The following is a 19,593-nucleotide window of genomic DNA, read 5'->3' as shown; positions in this document are numbered from 1 at the left end:
TTTCTTGGGCGGGAAGAACGCAGCGGCTCAACGCCGCGGGTGCTTAGCCAAACGACTCATGTGATTGAAAAACAACATAGATTGACGCGAAAACAGGCGATTGGAACACTCCCCGGCGACTTCACTTGACTACCGGGAGCTCCGCCAATGACAAGAACAATGCGCGCCCTGGCCGGTTGCCTGCTGCTGGCATCCGCCTGTCTCACCCCGCTTGCCGCCCAGGCCGGCGACCTCGATGGCATCAAGCAGAAAGGCGAACTCAGCTTCGCCCTCACCGGCAAATACCCGCCCTTCAGCTTCATCGACATCGACGGCAAGCTGCAGGGCTTCGACGTCGACATCGGCGATGGCATCGCCCGACGCCTGGGCGTGACGGCCAAGCCGGTGACCACCGCCTGGGACGGCATTGTCGGCGGCCTGCTCGCCGGCAAGTACGACGCCATCATCGGCAGCCTGGCGATCACCGACGAACGCCTGAAGGCCGTCGACTTCTCCGAGCCCTACTACCTCTCCGGCGCGCAGCTGTTCGTGCGCAAGGACAGCCCGCTGCAGAGCATCGACGAGATGGACGGCAAGGTCATCGGCATTACCCTGGGCGAGACCTACGAAAGCTGGCTGCGCGAGCACAAGCCCAACGTCACGCTGAAAACCTACAAGGGCCTGCCGGACATCCTCCTGGACCTGCAGAACAAGCGCATCGACGGCTTCGTCACCGACAAGATCGCCGGCCTGCTGACCATCCACGACCGCAACCTCAATGCCCGTCCGGCCGGCGAGCTGCTTTACCCTGAAAAGATGGGCATCGCCGTGCGCAAGGACAACCCGGAGCTGAAGGCGGCGATCAACGCGGCACTCGCCGATCTCGACAAGGACGGCAGCTACAAGGGCATCAGCGAGAAATGGCTGGGCACCGACATCCGTTGAAGGACATCGCGCAATGTTGACTTACTTCCACCCCGACCAGTACCTGCACCACCCCCGCACCTACCTGTCCCGTGGGCAGATGCGCGTACCGCAGGAAATCCCCGAACGCCCGCGGCGCCTGCTGCAGGCCGTGGAACGGCTCGGCTTCGAGCTGCGCCAGCCGGATGACCACGGCATGCAACCGCTGAGCGCCGTGCACAGCCCGGAGTACCTGCGCTTCCTCGAAGAAGCCCACACCGAGTGGAAGGCTACCGGCCAGGACTGGGGCGACGAAGTGATCTCCAACGTCTTCGTCCGCGAGCCCAACCCGCTGCGCGGGATTCTCGCCAAGGCCGCACGCTACCTGGCCGATGGCAGTTGCCCGGTCGGCGAGCAGACCTGGCGCGGCGCCTACTGGTCGGCGCAAAGCGCAGTGGCCGGCGCACGGGCCTTGCTCGACGGCCAGCCCGAGGCCTATGCACTGTGTCGTCCGCCGGGACACCATGCACGCCGCGATGCTGCTGGTGGCTTCTGCTACCTGAACAACGCCGCCATCGCCGCCCAGGAATTGCGCAAGGGCCATGCGCGCGTCGCCGTGCTGGATACCGACATGCACCACGGCCAGGGCATCCAGGAAATCTTCTACGAGCGGGACGACGTGCTGTACGTGTCGATCCATGGCGACCCGACCAACTTCTACCCGGTGGTCGCCGGCTACGAGGACGAGCGCGGCACTGGAGCCGGCCACGGCTACAACCTCAACCTGAGCATGCCCCACGGCTCGCCCGAGTCGGTGTTCTTCGAGCGGCTGCGCGAGGCCATCGCGGCCCTGCGCCGGTTCGAGCCCGAGGTACTGGTGCTGTCACTGGGCTTCGATATCTACGAGCTCGACCCGCAGTCGCAGGTCGCGGTGACCAGCGAGGGCTTCAATCGTCTCGGCCAGGCCATCGGCGAACTAGGCCTGCCGACGCTGATCGTGCAGGAAGGCGGCTATCACCTGGAGAGCCTGCAGGAAAACGCCGAGCAGTTCTTCAAGGGTTTCCTGGCGCCCCGGCGTACCGCGTGAATCAGCGGCGGGCGGCTTCGGCCGCCCGTTTCAAACTGCCGGCAGGCGCAACGCCCCGGCACAGTCCTCGCGCTGCTGCATGGCCTCGACCACCTGCGCCAGCGCCAGGCGCACATCGCCGATCAGCCGATTGCTCTTCAGCTCCTGCTTGTACACCAGGTAGAAGTTGAACCACTGCTCCAGCGCGAAGGGGCGGCTGACCAGCTTGGGGTTTTCGCACAGGTCCGCGGCGGTGATGGCGTTGACCAGGCTCAGCCCGCCGGTCATCTCGATCATTGCGCCCATGCTCGACAGGCTCGACTGCAACTCGTGGCGCAGCAGACGGCGCAGGCTGTTGTCGCGGTAGATCAGGTGGTCCGACTGGATCGGCTTGATCAGCGTCTGCCCGTCGAGGTCGGTCAGTTCCAGCTCGGCCTTTTCTGCCAGCGCACTTGCCGCCGGCATCAGCACGCGCATGCGTGCCGCCACCATCGGCGCGAACAGCAGGTTGGGCTCGTGCACCTCATAGGACACCAGCGCCATGTCCAGCCTTCCAGCCTCCACATCGGCGATCAGCCGGCCGCTGGCCGCCACATCCAGAGACACCGCGATCCCCGGGTGCGCCTGCAGGTAACGCTGCACCAGGGCCGGCCCAAAGCGATGCCCGAGCCCCGGCGCGCAGCCCAGTTTCAGCGACGCCACGCCGCTGTCCTGGAGGACGAACAAGTCCTCCTCGATACGCGCCAGGTTGCCCATCAGCAGGATCGCCTCGTTGAGCATGTAGCGCCCTGCGGCAGTGATCTGCAGGCGCTGGTTCTCACGGGCGAACAGGCGAATCTTCAGCGACTCCTCCAGCCGCGCCAGCGCGTGGCTGACGGCCGACTGGGTAAGCCCCAGCTGCACCGCCGCCTGGCGCGTCGAACCGGTGGTGGCGATGGCGTGGAAGATTTCCAGGTCGCGCAGGCTGAACTCGGTACGCATGGTCGGGAACACCCTGGCCGGTCAAATGATGAAAAAAGATCATAAATTGACGCTGTTTTTTGTCAATGCAAGACTCACCACGTGTTCTCGAACAACCGAAACCCTTTCAGAACAGGGGTCTTGGACCGAACACCTGGGTATTAAAATAATTTGTAGGAATCACCAATCGTTCCCCGCGTTTGGCTCCCGACACCCATCCCGAGAATAAGAATGTTCGACTTCAACCTTGTGCTCCATTACCTGCCGATGCTGCTCAAGGCGGCCGGCGTTACCGTCGAGCTGACCCTGCTGGCCATCGTCTTCGGCCTGCTGATCGGCCTGCTCGCCGCCCTCGCCCGCCTGTCCCGGCACCGCGCCCTGCGCTGGACCGCCGCCGGCTACATCTGGCTGATCCGCTCGACGCCGCTGCTGGTGCAGTTGTTCATCATCTACTTCGGCCTGCCGCAGTTCGGCTTCGAACTGTCGCCCTTCACCTCGGGGGTGATCGGCCTGGCGCTGAACGTCGGCGCCTACAACGCCGAGACCATCCGCGCCGGCATCCAGGCGATTCCCCTCGGTCAGGTCGAAGCCTCGCGCTCGCTAGGCTTCGGCACCGCGCGGACCATGCGGCTGATCATTCTGCCGCAGGCGTTCAAGCTGATCGTGCCGCCGCTGGGCAACAACCTGATCATCCTGATCAAGGACACCTCGCTGGTGTCCACCATCACCCTGGCCGAGCTGTTCATGCGCACCCAGCAACTGGTCGGCGCAACGTTCAAGCCGTTCGAGCTGTATTTCGCCTGCGCGCTGATCTACGCGCTGCTGACCACCATCACCAGCCTGCTGCTGCAACTGTTCGAGCGGCGCCTGCTGCTCAAGGGAGGACGGGCATGAGCCGCGCCGACGTACAAATCCAGCTGAAAGATATCCACAAGCACTACGGCCCGCTGGAGGTGCTCAAGGGCATCGACCTGGGCGTGCACAAGGGCGAGGTGATGGTGCTGATCGGCCCCAGCGGCTCGGGCAAGAGCACCCTGCTGCGCTGCGTGAACATGCTCGAACAGCCGACGCGCGGCGAAATCCTCTTCCAGGACCAGTTGATCAACGACCGCCAGCGCAGCCATCGCGCGCAGGAAAAGTACCTCAACAGCCTGCGCATGAAAGTCGGCATGGTGTTCCAGCACTTCAACCTGTTCCCGCACCTGACCGTGCTGGAGAACATCACCATCGCCCCGACCCAGTTGCAGGGCATCGACCCGCGCCAGGCGCGTGCCGAGGCCGAGGAGCTGCTGGAGAAGGTCGGCGTGCTGGACAAGCGCGACGTCTACCCCGGCAACCTCTCCGGCGGTCAGAAGCAACGCGTGGCGATTGCCCGCGCCTTGGCGCTGAAGCCCGACGCGATGCTGTTCGACGAGCCGACATCGGCGCTCGACCCGGAAATGGTCGGTGGCGTGCTCAACGTGATGGAGAGCCTGGCTCGCAGCGGCATGACCATGATGGTGGTCACTCACGAGATGCGCTTCGCCGAGAAGGTCGCCGACCGCGTGGTGTTCATGGCTGACGGCAACATCGTCGAGCAGGGCACCCCGCAGGAAGTGTTCCGCGCGCCACAACAGCAACGCACCCGCGCGTTCCTCGCCGACATCGGCTGATACGCCCAATCCAGCGCGCACGCCAAGGCGGGCGCCGACAATCAGGGGATTCGCATGTCCGACTACCTGTTCTACCAATCCGCGGTGCGCCTGCCGACCGTCTCCCACGCCCAGGGCATCTACGCCTGGGACGAACACGGCCAGCGCTACCTGGACGCCTGCTCCGGGGCCATCGTCGCGCAGCTCGGCCACGGCCATCCGGCAGTGCGCGAGGCAATGCTGGCGCAACTGGACAAGGTCGCCTTCGCCTACCGTACCCAGTTCGAGAACCAGCCGGCGCTGGACCTCGCCGAGCGTCTGGTCAACCTCACCGGCCAGCGCTTCGACCGGGTGTTCTTCTCCTCGGGCGGCTCCGAGTCGGTCGAGTCGGCGCTGAAGATCGCCCGCCAGTACTGGTATGCCAAGGGCGAAGCGCAGCGCCGGGTGTTCATCAGCCGCAAGCCGGCCTACCACGGCTCGACCATGGGTGCGCTGGCGATGACCAGCTACACGCCGCTGACCCAACCCTTCGAGCCGATGTTCCAGCACTACCCGAAGATCACCTCGCCGACCCAGTACCGCGTACCCGCCGGCCTGAGCGCCGAGGCCCACGCGATTGCCTGCGCCGACGAACTGGAAGCGGCCATCCTGGAAATCGGCGCGCAGAACGTCGCCGCCTTCATCGCCGAACCCATCGGCGGCGCCAGTACCGGCGCGGAAGTGCCGCACGATGCGTACTTCCCGCGTATCCAGGCGATCTGCAAGCGCCACGGCATCCTGCTGATCCTCGACGAAGTGATGACCGGCATCGGCCGCACCGGCCGCTGGTTCGGCTACGAACACTGGGACGTGCAGGCCGACATCCTCTGCCTGGCCAAGGGCCTGGGTGCCGGCTACTACCCGGTGTCGGCGGTGCTGACCCGCGCCGAGCTGACCGACCCGATCCTCTCCTCGGGCGGCTTCCAGCATGGCTACACCTACGCCGGCAACCCGCTGGCCAGCGCCACCGCACTGGCGGTGATCCAGGCCATCGAGGATGAGAACCTGGTGAGCAAGGTCGCCGAAAATGGGGCCTACCTGCTGGATCGCCTCAAGGCTCTTGGCGCGCGCTACGAATTCATCGGTGACGTGCGCGGCCGCGGCTACCTGCAGGCCATCGAGTACGTCGCCGACCGCGACGGCAAGACGCCCTTCCCGCTGGCCGCCAACGTCAGCGACAGCATCACCCGCCTGGCCCGCGAGCGCGGCCTGATCATCTATCCGCGCCGCTCGCTGATGGGCGAACAGGGCGACCACACGCTGATCTCGCCGCCGCTGATCACTACCCGCGAACAGTGCGACGAAATCGTCGAACTGCTCGGCGCTACCTTTGACGCCTTCCAGGCGCAGCAGGCCGGCCGATGAACAAGCAGTGCACGCTGGAGCAGGCCGTCGCCGGCATCGCCGACGGCAGCAGCATCATGGTGGGCGGCTTCGGCTCCCCCGGCACGCCATTCTCCCTGCTGGAAGAACTCACGCGGCAGGGCAAGCGTGACCTGACCATTATCAAGAATGACGCAAACCAGGACGGCTACGGCGTGTCGCGGCTGATCGAGGCTGGTGCCATCCGCAAGATGGTCACCACCCACCTCGGTCTGAGTGGCGCCGCGCGCAAGGCCTACACCGCCGGGCAACTGGAAGTGGAGTTCGTTTCCCAGGGCCTGTTCGCCGAGCGCATCCGCTGCGCCGGCGTCGGCCTGCCGGCTTTCCTCAGCGACATCGAGATTCCCGAGGAACTCGGCGAGCAGCGCCAGACGGTGACGCTCGAAGGTCGCCAGCTGTACGTCGAAACTGCGCTGCGCGCCGACTACGCCTTCATTGCCGGGCACCGTGCCGACCACGCCGGCAACCTGCAATACCACGGCAGCGCGCGCAACTTCGGCCCGCTGATGGCGATGGCCGCCGACCGCGTGATCGCCGAGGTCTACGACCTCAGCGAGCAGGCATTGGCGGCCGACAGCATCCACACCCCCGGCATCTTCGTGCACCACCTGGTCGCCGTCACAAGGAGCTCCCATGAGTACCAGCCCATCCCTCGCTGATCCGCGGGAAATCATCGCCCGCCGCGCCGCGCGGGAAATCCGCGACGGCCAGCTGGTGAACCTCGGCATCGGCCTGCCGACCCTGATTCCCGGCTACGTGCCGGAGCACATCCAGGTGTGGATCCACTCGGAGAACGGCATCGTCGGCGTCGGCCCGCAGGCTGGCGCGCACAACCTAGACGCCGAGCTGATCGACGCCGGTGGCGGCTACGTCACCGTGGTGCCGGGCGGCGCCATCGTCGACAGCGCCACCTCCTTCGGCATCATCCGCCGCGGCCTGCTCGACATCACCTTTCTCGGCGCGCTGCAGGTTTCCCAGCACGGCGACCTGGCCAACTGGCTGGTGCCGGGCAAGATCGTCGCCGGCATCGGCGGCGGCGCGGAACTGGCGCAGAAGGCCCGCCAGGTGATCGTCACCATGCCGCACTGCGACAAGGACGGCCGCGCGAAGATCGTCGAACGCTGCGAGCTGCCGCTCACCGCGCGCCGCTGCGTGACGCGGATCATCACCGAACACGCAGTATTCGACATCGACGACGAAGGCCTGCTGCTGCGGGAAATCCTCGGCGACCTGAGCCTGGCCCAACTGCAAGCGATCACCGCGCCCTTCCGCGACGCCCGCCACTGACCCGGACTGCCAACCATGACTACGACTGCCTCCCCGGCGTACATCGCCGGTTACGCCCGCACGCCCATCGGCCGGGCCTATCGCGGCGCGTTCAATGACACCGACGCGCCAACCCTGGCCGCCTTCGCCCTGCGTGCCGTCCTGCAACGGCACGACCTCGACCCGCAGGCCATCGACGATGTGATCCTCGGCTGCGCCCTGCCCGAGGGCTCGCAGTACTACAACATTGGTCGCATGGCGGCATTGGCGGCACGGCTGCCGGTGCGCACCCCCGGCATGACCGTGGACCGCCAGTGCGCCTCCGGCCTGATGTCGGTGGCCATCGCCAGCCAGCGCATCCAGGCCGGCGACGCCGAGCTGATCCTCGCCGGCGGCGTGGAGTCAATCAGCCTGGTGCAAAACAAGCACATGAATACCTACCGGCGTCAGGACCGCCAGTTGCTGGAAGTCCTGCCCGCCGCCTACATGCCGATGGTCGAGACAGCCGAAGTGGTCGCCACGCGCTACGGCGTCACTCGTGAGGCACAGGACGCCTACGCGCTGGAGAGCCAGCGACGCGCCGCCACTGCGCAGGCCCAGGGTCTGTTTGAGGCGGAGATCGCAGCGGTCCGAACCGTTCAGCGCATCGAAGATCGCAGCAGCGGCGAGCAGTCCTTCGTCGAGATCGAGGTGGCTCGCGACGAATGTCCGCGACCGGGCACCAGCGCCGAAGGCCTGGCGGCGCTGTCGCCGGTGTTTGCCCAGGGCTCGGTCAGCGCCGGTAACGCCTGCCCGCTGTCCGATGGCTCTGCCGCCTGCCTGGTGGTCTCTGAAGCGCAGTTGCAGCGCCACGACCTGCAACCGCTGGGGCGTCTGGTCAGTTGCGTGGTGGAAGGCTGCGCGCCCGACGAAATGGGCATCGGCCCGGTACCGGCAATCCGCAAGTTGTTGCAGCGTTGCCGGCTGACGATCGACGACATCGACCTGTGGGAAATCAACGAAGCCTTCGCCTCGCAGGTTGTGTACTGCGCGCAGACCCTGGGCATCCCGGCCGAACGACTGAACGTCAACGGCGGTGCCATCGCCCTCGGCCATCCCTACGGCATGAGCGGCACACGCCTGGTAGGTCACGCGCTGCTCGAAGGTGGTCGGCGCAATGCGCGCTACGTCGTGGTCAGCATGTGTATTGGCGGCGGGCAGGGTGCGGCGGCGCTGCTGGAATGCCTCTGAGCCCGACAAAGAAAAAGGCCCCGCATAACGGGGCCCCTTCCTGCACGCCGGCTCTTCGGGCCGTTACAGGGAATCCAGGTAGCGCTCGACGTCCAGCGCGGCCATGCAGCCAGCGCCGGCGGAAGTGATCGCCTGGCGGTAGACATGGTCGGCCACGTCGCCGGCGGCGAACACGCCGGGGATGCTGGTCGCCGTGGCATTGCCTTCGCGGCCGCCGTTGACCACCAGATAGCCGTCCTTCAGCTCAAGCTGACCTTCGAACAACGCGGTGTTCGGCGTGTGGCCGATGGCGACGAACAGGCCGTCCACCTTCAGTTCCGAAGCCTCGCCATCGTTATGGCGCAGGCGCACGCCGGTGACGCCCATGGCATCGCCCAGCACCTCTTCCACCTGGGCATTCAGGCGCAGTTCGATCTTGCCCTCGGCGACGCGGGCACGCAGCTTGTCCTGCAGGATCTTCTCGGAACGGAAGCTGTCGCGGCGGTGCACCAGGGTCACCTTGCTGGCGATATTGGCCAGGTACAGCGCCTCTTCCACGGCGGTGTTGCCGCCGCCCACCACCGCCACTTCGCGGTTGCGGTAGAAGAAGCCGTCGCAGGTGGCGCAGGCGGACACGCCCTTGCCCATGAACGCCTCTTCCGACGGCAGGCCGAGATAACGTGCACTGGCTCCGGTGGCGATGATCAGGGCATCCGCGGTGTAGGTGCCGCTGTCGCCCTTGAGCACGAACGGCTTGCCGGCCAGGTCCACGCCATGGATATGGTCGAAGACGATCTCGGTCTCGAAACGCTCGGCGTGTTCCTGCATGCGCTGCATCAGCGCCGGGCCGGTCAGGCCATGGGGGTCGCCCGGCCAGTTGTCGACTTCGGTGGTAGTGGTCAGCTGGCCGCCAGCCTGCAAGCCTGTGATCAGTAGCGGCTTGAGGTTGGCGCGGGCGGCGTAGACCGCGGCGCTGTAACCCGCAGGCCCCGAACCCAGAATGATGACGCGCGCGTGACGATCGGACATGACAGCCTCCAGTGCTCGGGTGAAGAGCGGGTGCAAAAGAAAAGGGAGCTGCCAAAGCACCAGGGGGAAGGTTGGGAGGGCGGCAGCTCCACTGAAAGGTTTCTTGCGCGGACCGCACGGCCCGGAGACTGAGGACAATGCGGTGTGACCTGAGTCACGGATCGCATTGTCCCGCAGAACTCCGGAAAACCCTTGAGATAAGTCAGGGATTTCCTCGGTCGTCCTGCGCTCCTTGAGATAAGTCAGGGAGTGTCGGATCGACCCTCGAACTCGTTCGATACCAGATGGCGCGCAGCTTACCGCCGCCGCCGCGTCCTGCTGAAATGCCCAATCTCAATGCCCCCCATAGGCTGCCCCTATGTGGCGGGCAGCCACTGCACCTGTGTCTAGACTCAAGCAAACCAGAGGTCACCCGGACCACCATGAATCTTCGCGCCCGCCTGCTTTGGCTGTGCCTGCCCCTGTTCGCCGCGAGCCTCGCCGGGGTCTGGCTGCTGTCGGACATGATCCTGCTCGACCGCTTCGACCGCGGGGACCGCCAGCACCTGGCCGACGAGGTACGTATCGTCCACAACCGCGTCGCCTACGAAAAACAGCGTAACCTCGACATCGTCCACAGCTACGCCTGGTGGGATGCCAGCTACCAGTTCATGCGCCTGCCGCAGGCGCGCTTCATCGAGGACAACCTGGACCAGGACCTGCTGGGCATCCTCGGCTTCGACTATGTCCTGTTTGTCGACCGCGACGGGCACATCCTCGCCCAGCAATGGAAACTCGACGAGCTGGCCCGACGCTTCCCCGGCCAGCCGGTGCCCGACACCGCCCGGCTGCGCGACGGCATCCTGCGCACCGCACTGGAACTGGGCGCCCTGGATATCGATGGCGACCCGCGCCACAGCCTCGACCAGTTGCTGCAGATCGAAGGCGTGCCGCAGCTGCTGCTCAGCTATCCCATCAGCAATACCGCGGGCACCGCCGAGCCGGCCGGCGTGGTCATCGCCGGTGTGCTGCTCGACAGGGCGCGCATGTACAACCTTCAAACGCAGATGGGCGCGAGCCTGCGCCTGGCCCAGGACCCGGTACAGGGCAAGGACTGGCGCACCCTGAACATCCCCACCGGGCGCGGCGCCACCCTGCTCAGCTCGCGGCATCTGCTGGACGAGAACAGCCAGCAGATGTCGCTGCTCTATCTCGACTCCCGCGGCCGGCCTCAATTGCGCCTGGAACTGACCAGCCCCCGGCCGCTGTACCAGCAAGGCCGGCAGTCGGTCAGCCTGTTCCTCTACCTGACCCTGGCCCTGCTCGGCGGCGCCATCCTGCTCGCCTACGTGGCCCTGGAGCTGCGCATCATTCGCCGGGTCAGCAGCATGAACCGCGAGGTAGCGGTCATCGGGCAGGACCGCACCGCCTTGCGCCTGAGCCCACAGGGGACGGACGAACTGGGCCAACTGGCCAGCGAGATGAACCGTACCCTCGATCGCCTGGAGCAGAGCGAGGCGCGCGATCGCGCCATCCTCGATGCCATCCGCGATGGCTACTTCGAGATGGACACCCGGGGCATCATCCGCACCGTCAACCCAGCACTGTGCCGGATGCTCGACTACGCCGCCGACCAGCTCAGCGGCCAGCACTTCAGCATCCTGTTGCAGGAGGAGGACTATCACCGCGCCCAGAGCCTGTACGACAAGGTCCGCGACGACGAGCAGGAAACCACCTTCTCCGCCCCGTTCAAGCGCCGCGACGGGCGGCTGGTGAGCTGCGAAACACGGCTCTCGGCGATCCGCGATGGCCAGGGTGAATTCCAGGGCTTCCGCGGCATCCTGCGCGACATCAGCGACCAGGTGGCCTACCAGAAGCAATTGATCGACCTCGCGTATCGAGACACGCTGACCGCACTGGGCAACCGCAAGGCCTTCAACGAGCAGTTGCAGCGCGCCATCGTGCACAGCAATCGAGTGGCCCTGCTGTACATCGACCTGGACCGTTTCAAGCAGGTCAATGACCGCTTCGGCCACGCCATTGGCGATGCGCTGCTCAGCACGGTCGGCGAGCGCATGCGCGGCAGCCTGCGCCAGCCGGACCAGGCATTCCGCCTGGGCGGCGACGAATTCGCCGTGCTGCTGGAAAATGCCCAGCCGGATCAGGCCGAAGCTCTGGGCATGCGCCTGCTGGGTGTACTCGGCGCCGAGTACCGCCTGGGCGGCCAGGTGATCGACTTCGTCACCCCCAGCATCGGCATCGCCTTCTACCCGCAGGACGCCGCCGATGCCGACGCCCTGACCCGCGCCGCCGACATCGCCATGTACCAGGCCAAGCAGGAACGCAACCGCTGTTATCGCTACACGGTCGCCTGAACGCGCGGCTGCGATGCACATACCCGGCAAAACAGACGGCTCGCCGGGCCTTCGCCGGGTCTGCTAAGGTCGCCTACGGTTCAACCCTGGAGAGTCCGATGTCCACCCTGAGCGGCCCGCAATACCTCAGCGAAGGCCTGAAACTGATGATGCGCCCCGGCCTGCGGCTGTTCGTGCTGCTGCCCCTGAGCATCAACATCCTGCTGTTCGTCGGTCTGGTCGGCTTCGCCATCAATCAGTTCAGCCACTGGGTCGACTGGCTGATGCCGACCCTGCCGGACTGGCTGAGCTTCCTGCAGTTCATCCTCTGGCCGCTGTTCGTCGCGCTGGTCCTGCTGATCGTGTTCTTCACCTTCACCATGATCGCCAACATCATCGCCGCGCCCTTCAACGGCTTCCTGGCGGAGAAGGTCGAAGTCGTGGTGCGCGGCACCGACGACTTCCCCGAATTCAGCTGGGGCGAGCTGATGGCCATGGTGCCGCGTACCATCGGCCGCGAGCTGCGCAAGCTCGGCTACTTCCTGCCACGCGCCATCGCGCTGTTCATCCTCAGCCTGATCCCCGGCCTGAACCTGATCGCTGCACCGCTGTGGCTGATCTTCGGCGTGTGGATGATGGCGGTGCAGTACATCGACTACCCGGCGGACAACCACAAGCTGGGCTGGAACGAGATGCTCGCCTGGCTGCGCAGCAAGCGCTGGGCCTGCATGGGCTTCGGTGGCATCACCTACCTGGCGCTGCTGATCCCGGTGGTCAACCTGGTCGCCATGCCCGCCGCCGTGGCCGGCGCCGTGCTGTTCTGGGTGCGCGAGGGTGGTGACAAGGCGCTGGTGAAGTAACCCGCCGCCGCACCTGAGCGGCTGTCACCTATCGATCATCGCATTGTCATCGGCGCGCCACCGCGCGCCGGGACACTGCGAGCATGACCACGACTCCCCTGCGCATCGCGCTGATCTGCGAAACCTTTCCGCCGGAAATCAACGGCGTGGCCAACACCCTCGGCCGGCTGGCCTCAGGGCTGTTGCATCTCGGACACCAGATCCAGGTCGTCCGCCCGCGCCAGCAGGGCGACGAAGACCGACACAGCGATGGCCAGCTGGTGCTGACCCGTGGCTGGCCGCTGCCCGGCTACCCCGGCCTGCAATGGGGCCAGTCGTGCCTGCACAAGCTGATGCGCCACTGGAAACGCACCCGCCCGGATGTGCTCTACATCGCCACCGAAGGCCCCCTCGGCCTCGCCGCCCTGCGCGCCGCCCGGCGCCTGCGGATCCCGGTGATCAGCGGCTTCCACACCAATTTCCAGCAGTACAGCGCGCACTACGGTTTTGGCCCGCTGATGCGCCTGGTGACCCTGTACCTGCGCTGGTTCCACAACCGCACCCAGCAGACCCTGGTGCCCAGCGCCAGCCAGTCCATGGAGCTGCAGCGGCGCGGCTTCGAGCGCCTGGCGCAGCTCTCGCGCGGCGTCGACAGCCAACTGTTCAACCCCGCCCGCCGCGACGAAGCGCTGCGTCGCGAATGGGGCCTGGGCGAGCGGGATATCGCTGTGTTGCATGTAGGCCGGCTGGCAGCGGAGAAAAACCTGTCGCTGCTGGGCAGCAGCTTCCGCGCCCTGTGCGCGGAACACCCGCAGCTGAAACTGCGCCTAGTGATAGTCGGTGACGGCCCGCAGCGCGCGCACCTGCAGAAGGAACTGCCCGAAGCGCTGTTCTGTGGCCTGCAGCGTGGCGAGGAACTGGCCCGGCACTATGCCAGCGGCGATCTGTTCCTGTTCCCCAGCCTGTCGGAAACCTTTGGCAATGTGGTGCTGGAGGCGCTGGCCTCAGGGCTGGCGGTGGTGGCCTTCGACCAGGCGGCCGCCGGCCAGCACATCCGCCACGGGCACAACGGCGTGCTCGGCGTTCCGGGCGAGAGCCAGAGCTTCTTCGAAGCGGCGAGCTGGCTGCTGGCGGACCCGGAGCGTTTGCGCCGGGTGCGTCTCAACGCCCGTCACCACGCCATCCACCAGGCGTGGGACACGGTGGTCGAACGCTTCGAGGGCTATCTGCAGGAAGCCTGCCGCGCGGGGCTGCCGGGGAAGAACCCCGGCGGCCTGGGCCACCCTGAAACCCACAAATAGCGATCAGGCGAAGGGCTTGGGCTCGGCGGCAAAGGACAGGCTCATGGCGCCGGCGCCGAGGTTGATGCCGCCGGTGGGGCTGAGCATCGCCAGGTGCACCTGCACGCCCTTGGCCTGGCAGGCCGCTTCCAGCGCGGCGAAGCCCGGCAGGTCACGCAGCGCGGAAGGATCGCCGGCGTAACTCAGGCTCATCTGCGGCGCCAGCAGCTCACCTGCCTCGACCCGCGCGCGGGCGAAGTTGAGCAGGCGCTCGGCGGACTTCTCATAGTTCGGCGACACCGACACTGGCTTGTCCTCGCCCTGCACCAGGCTCAGCACCGGCTTCATGTCGAGCATCGAACCCAGTCCGAGGAAGGCGCCGCGCAGGCGGTCGCCGATGCTGCTGCGGTCGCCCTTCTGGAAGCCACGGCGACGGATGTGCCCCAGGTCGCTGGCGACCAGGAAGGTGTTCATCTGCTGGCTGAGCTGCTCCAGGCGGGTGCGCACGGCGTTGGGATGCTGATCTTCGCCGAGCAGGCGCACGCCTTCGGCGGCCAGCACGGCCAGGCCGGCGAACACGGTCTGGCTATCGATCACCCGCAGCGCGAACGGCCCGGCGATGCCGGCGGCGGCGCGGCGTTCCTTGTAGCTCTGCAGGAGGCTGAAGGAGGCCTGGGTGGCGTTGTCGAAGATCGGGCTGCGCTGGCTGCTGACGGTCAGGCAGATCACGTAGTCGAAATCGGTGACCAGCTTTTCCAGGAACCAGTCGTGGGTCTGCGCCGGCGTCAGCGGCTCGCTGCCGTCCTCGGGGCCGACCTTGGGCAGGTCCTGGGAATAGAACGTCAGGGTGGTGTCGGGATCGCGATCATCGACGATGCGACGCTCGCCCACACGGATACCGATGGGGAGGACGCGAATGTTGTGGGCAGCAAGGAATTCGGGGGGAAGGTCGCAGGTTGCATCGACTACCAAGCCGATCCGCATGACTTACTCCTATGGCCGTCTCCCGGCCTATTGTTGTGTGAACGCGTTCATACTCTGCCCGTTTCGGACTGGGAAGTCAGCATGCGGAAAGGTGGGTCTCGGAAAAGATTTGTAAACGCCTGGGACGGTGTTTTCAGACCATTCAGGCAATCAATAACCAGCCATAAACGAGGCATCACTTGTAGGAGCGAGCTTGCTCGCGAACTGGCACTGCTGTGGACTCGATTCGCGAGCAAGCTCGCTCCTACGAAGAGCAAAAAAAGCCCCTGGCACCGTGGGTGCCAGGGGCTTTTGGGGGGCAGGCGCGAGCGAATCAGGCCAGCGACATCAGCGCGTCACGGCTGAACGGCTTGATATCGGCAAGGCGACCGTCGCGGACCTTCAGCGCCCAGTCCGGGTCGACCAGCAGAGCACGACCGACGGCGACCAGGTCGAACTCTTCCTTGTTCAGACGCTCCAGCAAGCCGTCGATGCCCGACGGCTGGGCAACTTCCTCGGTGTTGCCGAAGAACGCCAGGAACTCGCTGCCGTCCAGGCCGACGTTGCCGACGGTGATGGTCGGCTTGCCGGTGAGCTGGCGGGTCCAGCCGGCGAGGTTGAGGTCGGAGCCTTCGAATTCCGGAATCCAGAAGCGGCGGGTGGAGCAGTGGAAGATGTCCACGCCGGCATCCGACAGCGGTTTGAGGAAGGCTTCCAGCTCCTCGGGAGTCTGCACCAGGCGGGCGCTGTAGTCCTGCTGCTTCCACTGGGAGAAGCGGAAGATGATCGGGTAGTCGGGGCCGACGGCCGCGCGCACGGCCTGGATCAGCTCGATGGCGAAGCGCGAACGGTTGGCCAGGCTGCCGCCGTATTCGTCGGTGCGCTTGTTGCTGCCGTCCCAGAAGAACTGGTCGATCAGGTAGCCGTGGGCGCCGTGGATTTCCACACCGTCCATGCCGATGGACTTGGCGTCGACGGCGGCCTGGGCAAAGGCGGCGATGACGTCCTGGATGTCTTCCTTGGTCATCTCATGGACCAGCACGGTGCCGTCCTTTTCCTTGCCGCTGGGGCCATAGCCCGGAACGCTGGCGTCCGGCTCGGTGCCCAGGCGGCGCACGGCGCCGACGTGCCACAGTTGCGGGACGATCTTGCCGCCTTCGGCGTGCACGGCGTCGACCACCTGCTTCCAGCCGGCCAGGGCGTCTTCACCATGGAAGCGCGGCACGTTCGGGTAGCCGTTGGCAGCCTTGTGGTTGACCGTGGTGCCTTCGGTAACGATCAGGCCGACGCCGGCAGCGGCGCGGCGACGGTAATACTCGACGACCTGGGCGTGGGGTACGCCGCCCGGAGTGAAGTTGCGGGTCATCGGCGCCATCACGATGCGCGTGGGCAGTTCCAGATCGCCCAGGCGGAAGGGCGAGAACAGGGTATCTACGGATGCAGTCATTGAAGTCTCCATGACGGCCAGGCGACCGGTCGTCTCGTTTTTGAGTGGGGCTGGAAAAATGAGTGATGACTCAGGCAGATTAGGCCTGTAGCAAGTGCTCCAGGCGCTCGATAAAGCGTTCCACCGGCTTGAGCGAAGCGCTGACTTTCATGCGCGCCAGCACGCCCTGCCAGGCATTGCCGATGAACTCGGCCAGTTGCTCGACGTTCTCCGAGGCGGGCAATTCCCCGGCGCGCTGGGCGTCAGCCAGGCAGTCGCGCAGCGTATCGATGGACTGCTGAAGGATGACGTCAACGCGCTCGGCGATCGGCGGCGACAGCTCAGCCATCTCGAAGCTCAGGCTGCCGATGAAGCAGTGGTACTGCAGCTTCTCCTGGCGGGCGAAGTGCGCCAGCAGCTCGCGGTAATAGGTGAGGATGCGTGCGCGCGGCCCCAATGCCGGATTACCCAGCGCCTCGGCGTAGCGCGCCAGGCGCGGCGCGTACAGGTGCTCCAGCGCCTGCAGGGCGAAGTCTTCCTTGCTGTCGAAGTAGTGATAGAAGGAGCCCTTGGGAATCCCGGCGGCCTGGACGATGTCCTGCACACCGGTGCCGTGGTAGCCGCTGCGGGTCATCGCCAGGGAGCCCTTGGCGAGGATCAGGTCACGCTTGTCGAGTCGGATGCTGTTCATGGCGGAAAGAATATGACCGGTCGTCTCGCTTTTGCCAGCACCATTGATCGCAGTGATTTTCCTTCAGAAGCGGATCAGCGAACCGACGGGCTTTCCAGCAACTCCGCCACGCCTTCCTTCAGCAATTCACGCAGGCGCTCCACCACGGCATCAGGTTCGGCTTCGCTGCAATGCAGGCACAGGCCCAGCGGCTCCATGGCCGGCAGCCCCGCGCGCCCGGCATCCAGCCGCTCGACGCCGGCCGGCAAGCCGATGGGAGTGCGCAGGCCAATTCCCAACCCCGCACCGACGGCGGCCCAGATGCCCGACAACCCGGCACTGGTGAAGGCCACGCGCCAGGGCACGCCGGCCCTGTCCAGGGCCGCCGTTGCCGCGCTGCGCAGCAGGCAGGGCGCCTCCAGCATGACCAGTGGCAGCGCTTGCGCACCTGGAAACAAGGGCGCATCCGGTGCGCCGATCCAGCACTGCGCCACCGCCCCCAAGCGTTCCATGTAGGGCGTGCGCTCACCGGTTTCCCACGCCAGCGCCAGGTCCAGCTCGCCGCTGCGCACCCCTTCGATGAGTTGCTGATTGCGAGAGGTGCGCACCTCGATGCGCACCCTGGGATGAGCACGGGCAAAGCGCGCCAGCACGGCGGGCAACAGGGTTTCGCCGAAGTCCTCCTGCAGGCCGAGGCGCACCCGGCCCTCCAGCGAGCCGCCACGCAAGGCACCGGCCGCCTCGTCGTTCAAATCCAGCAGGCGGCGGGCGTAGGCCAACAGCGTCTCACCCGCCTCGGTCAGTGCCATGCCGCGTCCTTCGCGGCGCAACACCGGAGTGCCGGCCTGCTCTTCCAGCTTCTTCAGCTGCGCGCTGACGGCAGAAGTGGAGCGCCCCAGGCGTTCCGCCGCGCGGGCAAAACTGCCCAACTCGATGCCGGTGACGAAGGTGCGCAGCACATCGAGATCGAAGTTGATGCGAGCCATGAAGACCATCCTGATTAATCGAACTGTCAGTCAAATATTTCCTGATTTTCAGAACAAACCTGCCGCGCTAGCCTGATTCCGTCAAGCCACAGAAGAGGAACGGCAACATGTCTCGTCCACCCCAGGTCTCCCCTGCCCTGCAACAGCAGGCACCGAAGCTGGCTCAGATCACCGAGCACGTCCTGTTCGGAGATGTCTGGCAACGCCCGCAGCTGAGTCCGCGTGAGCGCAGCCTGGCAACCGTCGCCGCCCTGGTGGTGCAAGGCCGGCAGGAACAACTGCCGTTCCATTTCGAACTGGCCCGCGACAACGGCCTGACCCGCGAGGAGCTGGTCGAGCTGATCACCCATCTAGCCTTCTACGGCGGCTGGCCGACGGCCGCTTCCGCTCTCAACCGTCTCGACGAGGAGTGACACCATGCCCACCGTCCGCATCTCCCTGCGCAAAGGCAAGCAAGCGCAGTACCTGCGCCAACTGGCCGACACCGTGTACGACGCCATGCACGAGGCTTTCAACGTCCCGGAAGGCGACCAGTTCGTGATGATCCACCAGCATGAAGCGGAGGAATTCGTCTACAACCGCGATTACCTCGGCGGCCCGCGCAGCGACGACTTCGTGCTCATCGCCATCACCATCGGCCGCCCGCGCGACTCGCAGACCAAACAGGCGTTCTACCGGCGATTGAACGCGCTGTTGGGCGAGCGACTGGGAATCGCCAGCGAGGACGTGATGGTACAGATCACCACCAGCGAGGCGGACGACTGGTCCTTCGGCGGCGGGCGCATGGGCGTGCTGACGCGCCCCGATGCGGTCAGTGCCAGCTGACGCGCTGCTCCAGCGGGAAACGCAGGCGCGGGTTGTAGACGCCGTTGTCCGCAGCCCGCCCTGCTGCCAGCAACATGATCGGCACCGCGCGGCGGGGAATCTGCAGCACCTTGCGCAACCGCACTTCATCGAAGCCCTCCATGGGGCAACTGGCGAAGCCGTGGCTCTGCAGGGCGAGCATCAGGTTCTGCGCCGCCAGCGCGGCGGATTTCACCGCCCACAGGCGCATTTCGGCGTGGCTGTTGGGCTGCCGCATCAGGGCGCGGCGCAACCCGACGATCGAATACAGCACGCGCTTGAACAGCCCGCGCAAGCCCAGTGCGCCCTGGTCGTACTGGAAAGGCGCGGTGCGCTCATAGAAGCGCCGGACCTTCTCCGGCACCTGCGGTTCGGGCCATTGCTCGAGGATGTCGGCGCAGGACTCACGCCAGGTATCCGGCCGCGCCAGCACGGCGATCAGCACCGGCGCCGTGCGCGCTGCGTTCTGCCCCAGGCAGACCGGCACCAGTTGGCGCCGCAACTGGGCATCGCGGATCACATGGAAGCTCCAGGGCTGCAGGTTGCAGGCATTGGGAGCGAGCACCGCCAGCTCCAGGCAATCGCGCAGCACTGCATCGGGCACAGGCTCGTCAAGGAAACGACGAACCGAACGACGCTGCTCGATCAAGGCGCGCAGGGCATCAGGCGTGGCAGGCAAGCAGGCGGACTCGGCGGCGAAACGGCTCATGGCGGGCTCCGGAAGCAGGTCGTCCGATTAAGCCGCCGCACGCTGCGCGAAACAACGCAAAGGAAGAAATGCCAGCGGG

20 protein-coding genes are annotated in these 19,593 nt (G+C 66.0%); 13 read left to right on the top strand and 7 right to left on the bottom strand.

Annotated elements, in window-relative coordinates:
• The first annotated feature begins 147 nt into the window (after nucleotides 1–147).
• Both G4G71_RS08630 and G4G71_RS08625 read left to right on the top strand, forming a co-directional pair.
• Nucleotides 148–924, top strand: coding sequence for an ABC transporter substrate-binding protein (locus tag G4G71_RS08630; RefSeq protein WP_169936829.1), 777 nt, complete (start codon nucleotides 148–150; stop codon nucleotides 922–924).
• 13 nt (nucleotides 925–937) lie between these two features.
• Nucleotides 938–1,969, top strand: a complete 1,032-nt coding sequence (locus tag G4G71_RS08625; protein WP_169936827.1) for a histone deacetylase family protein — start codon at nucleotides 938–940, stop codon at nucleotides 1,967–1,969.
• A gap of 30 nt (nucleotides 1,970–1,999) precedes the next feature.
• Here the strand turns inward: G4G71_RS08625 and G4G71_RS08620 are convergent, their stop codons facing one another.
• Nucleotides 2,000–2,929, bottom strand: coding sequence for a LysR family transcriptional regulator (locus G4G71_RS08620; protein ID WP_169936825.1), 930 nt, complete (start codon nucleotides 2,927–2,929; stop codon nucleotides 2,000–2,002).
• Nucleotides 2,930–3,139: 210 nt separating this feature from the next.
• On the opposite strand from G4G71_RS08620, the gene G4G71_RS08615 reads away from it, so the two are divergent.
• From G4G71_RS08615 to G4G71_RS08590, 6 genes are read left to right on the top strand one after another with little or no spacing between them, the layout of a single operon-like run.
• The gene (locus tag G4G71_RS08615; protein WP_054908678.1) at nucleotides 3,140–3,802 is read left to right on the top strand and encodes an amino acid ABC transporter permease; all 663 of its coding nucleotides are present in this window, start codon (nucleotides 3,140–3,142) and stop codon (nucleotides 3,800–3,802) included.
• Complete coding sequence (locus tag G4G71_RS08610; protein WP_169936823.1) at nucleotides 3,799–4,560, top strand: amino acid ABC transporter ATP-binding protein; 762 nt, start codon at nucleotides 3,799–3,801, stop codon at nucleotides 4,558–4,560. The genes G4G71_RS08615 and G4G71_RS08610 overlap by 4 nt, the downstream gene beginning before the upstream one ends.
• A gap of 54 nt (nucleotides 4,561–4,614) precedes the next feature.
• Nucleotides 4,615–5,943 carry an aminotransferase family protein gene (locus G4G71_RS08605; protein ID WP_169936821.1) on the top strand — a complete coding sequence of 443 codons (1,329 nt, stop codon included), beginning with the start codon at nucleotides 4,615–4,617 and terminating at the stop codon, nucleotides 5,941–5,943.
• Complete coding sequence (locus tag G4G71_RS08600) at nucleotides 5,940–6,620, top strand: CoA transferase subunit A (RefSeq protein WP_054908675.1); 681 nt, start codon at nucleotides 5,940–5,942, stop codon at nucleotides 6,618–6,620. Before G4G71_RS08605 ends, G4G71_RS08600 begins: the two co-directional genes overlap by 4 nt.
• A complete protein-coding gene (locus tag G4G71_RS08595; RefSeq protein ID WP_169936819.1) occupies nucleotides 6,595–7,248 on the top strand; it encodes a 3-oxoacid CoA-transferase subunit B in 654 nt (217 codons plus the stop codon). Before G4G71_RS08600 ends, G4G71_RS08595 begins: the two co-directional genes overlap by 26 nt.
• A gap of 15 nt (nucleotides 7,249–7,263) precedes the next feature.
• Nucleotides 7,264–8,457, top strand: coding sequence for a thiolase family protein (locus G4G71_RS08590; RefSeq protein ID WP_169936817.1), 1,194 nt, complete (start codon nucleotides 7,264–7,266; stop codon nucleotides 8,455–8,457).
• A gap of 63 nt (nucleotides 8,458–8,520) precedes the next feature.
• Here G4G71_RS08590 and trxB read toward each other — a convergent pair whose 3' ends face one another.
• Nucleotides 8,521–9,465, bottom strand: a complete 945-nt coding sequence (gene trxB, locus G4G71_RS08585; RefSeq protein WP_169936815.1) for a thioredoxin-disulfide reductase — start codon at nucleotides 9,463–9,465, stop codon at nucleotides 8,521–8,523.
• Nucleotides 9,466–9,887: 422 nt separating this feature from the next.
• Here trxB and G4G71_RS08580 point away from each other — a divergent pair, with 422 nt between their 5' ends.
• The 3 genes from G4G71_RS08580 to G4G71_RS08570 all read left to right on the top strand — a co-directional run bounded on the left by G4G71_RS08580 (nucleotide 9,888) and on the right by G4G71_RS08570 (nucleotide 13,938).
• The gene (locus G4G71_RS08580; protein WP_169936812.1) at nucleotides 9,888–11,819 is read left to right on the top strand and encodes a sensor domain-containing diguanylate cyclase; all 1,932 of its coding nucleotides are present in this window, start codon (nucleotides 9,888–9,890) and stop codon (nucleotides 11,817–11,819) included.
• 98 nt (nucleotides 11,820–11,917) lie between these two features.
• Nucleotides 11,918–12,658, top strand: coding sequence for a sulfate transporter CysZ (gene cysZ, locus G4G71_RS08575; protein WP_169936810.1), 741 nt, complete (start codon nucleotides 11,918–11,920; stop codon nucleotides 12,656–12,658).
• Nucleotides 12,659–12,741: 83 nt separating this feature from the next.
• Nucleotides 12,742–13,938, top strand: a complete 1,197-nt coding sequence (locus G4G71_RS08570) for a glycosyltransferase family 4 protein (protein ID WP_169936808.1) — start codon at nucleotides 12,742–12,744, stop codon at nucleotides 13,936–13,938.
• Nucleotides 13,939–13,941: 3 nt separating this feature from the next.
• On the opposite strand, the gene G4G71_RS08565 is transcribed toward G4G71_RS08570, so the two are convergent.
• The 4 genes from G4G71_RS08565 to G4G71_RS08550 form a co-directional block, all read right to left on the bottom strand.
• Nucleotides 13,942–14,901, bottom strand: a complete 960-nt coding sequence (locus tag G4G71_RS08565) for a DegV family protein (protein ID WP_054908668.1) — start codon at nucleotides 14,899–14,901, stop codon at nucleotides 13,942–13,944.
• Between the two features lie 313 nt (nucleotides 14,902–15,214).
• Entirely contained in the window at nucleotides 15,215–16,327 is a 1,113-nt protein-coding gene (locus G4G71_RS08560; protein ID WP_169936806.1) for an NADH:flavin oxidoreductase, read from the bottom strand.
• Between the two features lie 79 nt (nucleotides 16,328–16,406).
• A complete protein-coding gene (locus G4G71_RS08555) occupies nucleotides 16,407–16,997 on the bottom strand; it encodes a TetR/AcrR family transcriptional regulator (protein ID WP_169936805.1) in 591 nt (196 codons plus the stop codon).
• A gap of 74 nt (nucleotides 16,998–17,071) precedes the next feature.
• On the bottom strand, nucleotides 17,072–17,962 hold the full coding sequence (locus G4G71_RS08550; protein WP_169936803.1) for a LysR substrate-binding domain-containing protein: 891 nt from the start codon (nucleotides 17,960–17,962) through the stop codon (nucleotides 17,072–17,074).
• A gap of 107 nt (nucleotides 17,963–18,069) precedes the next feature.
• Between G4G71_RS08550 and G4G71_RS08545 the strand changes: the two genes are divergently transcribed.
• Nucleotides 18,070–18,375, top strand: a complete 306-nt coding sequence (locus tag G4G71_RS08545; RefSeq protein WP_169936801.1) for a carboxymuconolactone decarboxylase family protein — start codon at nucleotides 18,070–18,072, stop codon at nucleotides 18,373–18,375.
• 4 nt (nucleotides 18,376–18,379) lie between these two features.
• Nucleotides 18,380–18,787 (top strand): tautomerase family protein, encoded by a 408-nt coding sequence (locus G4G71_RS08540; protein ID WP_169936799.1) that lies wholly within the window; start codon nucleotides 18,380–18,382, stop codon nucleotides 18,785–18,787.
• Here G4G71_RS08540 and G4G71_RS08535 read toward each other — a convergent pair.
• Complete coding sequence (locus G4G71_RS08535) at nucleotides 18,774–19,514, bottom strand: nitroreductase family protein (RefSeq protein WP_169936797.1); 741 nt, start codon at nucleotides 19,512–19,514, stop codon at nucleotides 18,774–18,776. The two genes, G4G71_RS08540 and G4G71_RS08535, sit on opposite strands and share 14 nt — an antisense overlap.
• Nucleotides 19,515–19,593: the final 79 nt, after the last annotated feature.

The sequence above is a fragment of the Pseudomonas multiresinivorans genome (assembly GCF_012971725.1).
GTDB classification, from domain to species: domain Bacteria; phylum Pseudomonadota; class Gammaproteobacteria; order Pseudomonadales; family Pseudomonadaceae; genus Pseudomonas; species Pseudomonas multiresinivorans.
This window is presented reverse-complemented; position numbering and strand designations above follow the sequence as displayed.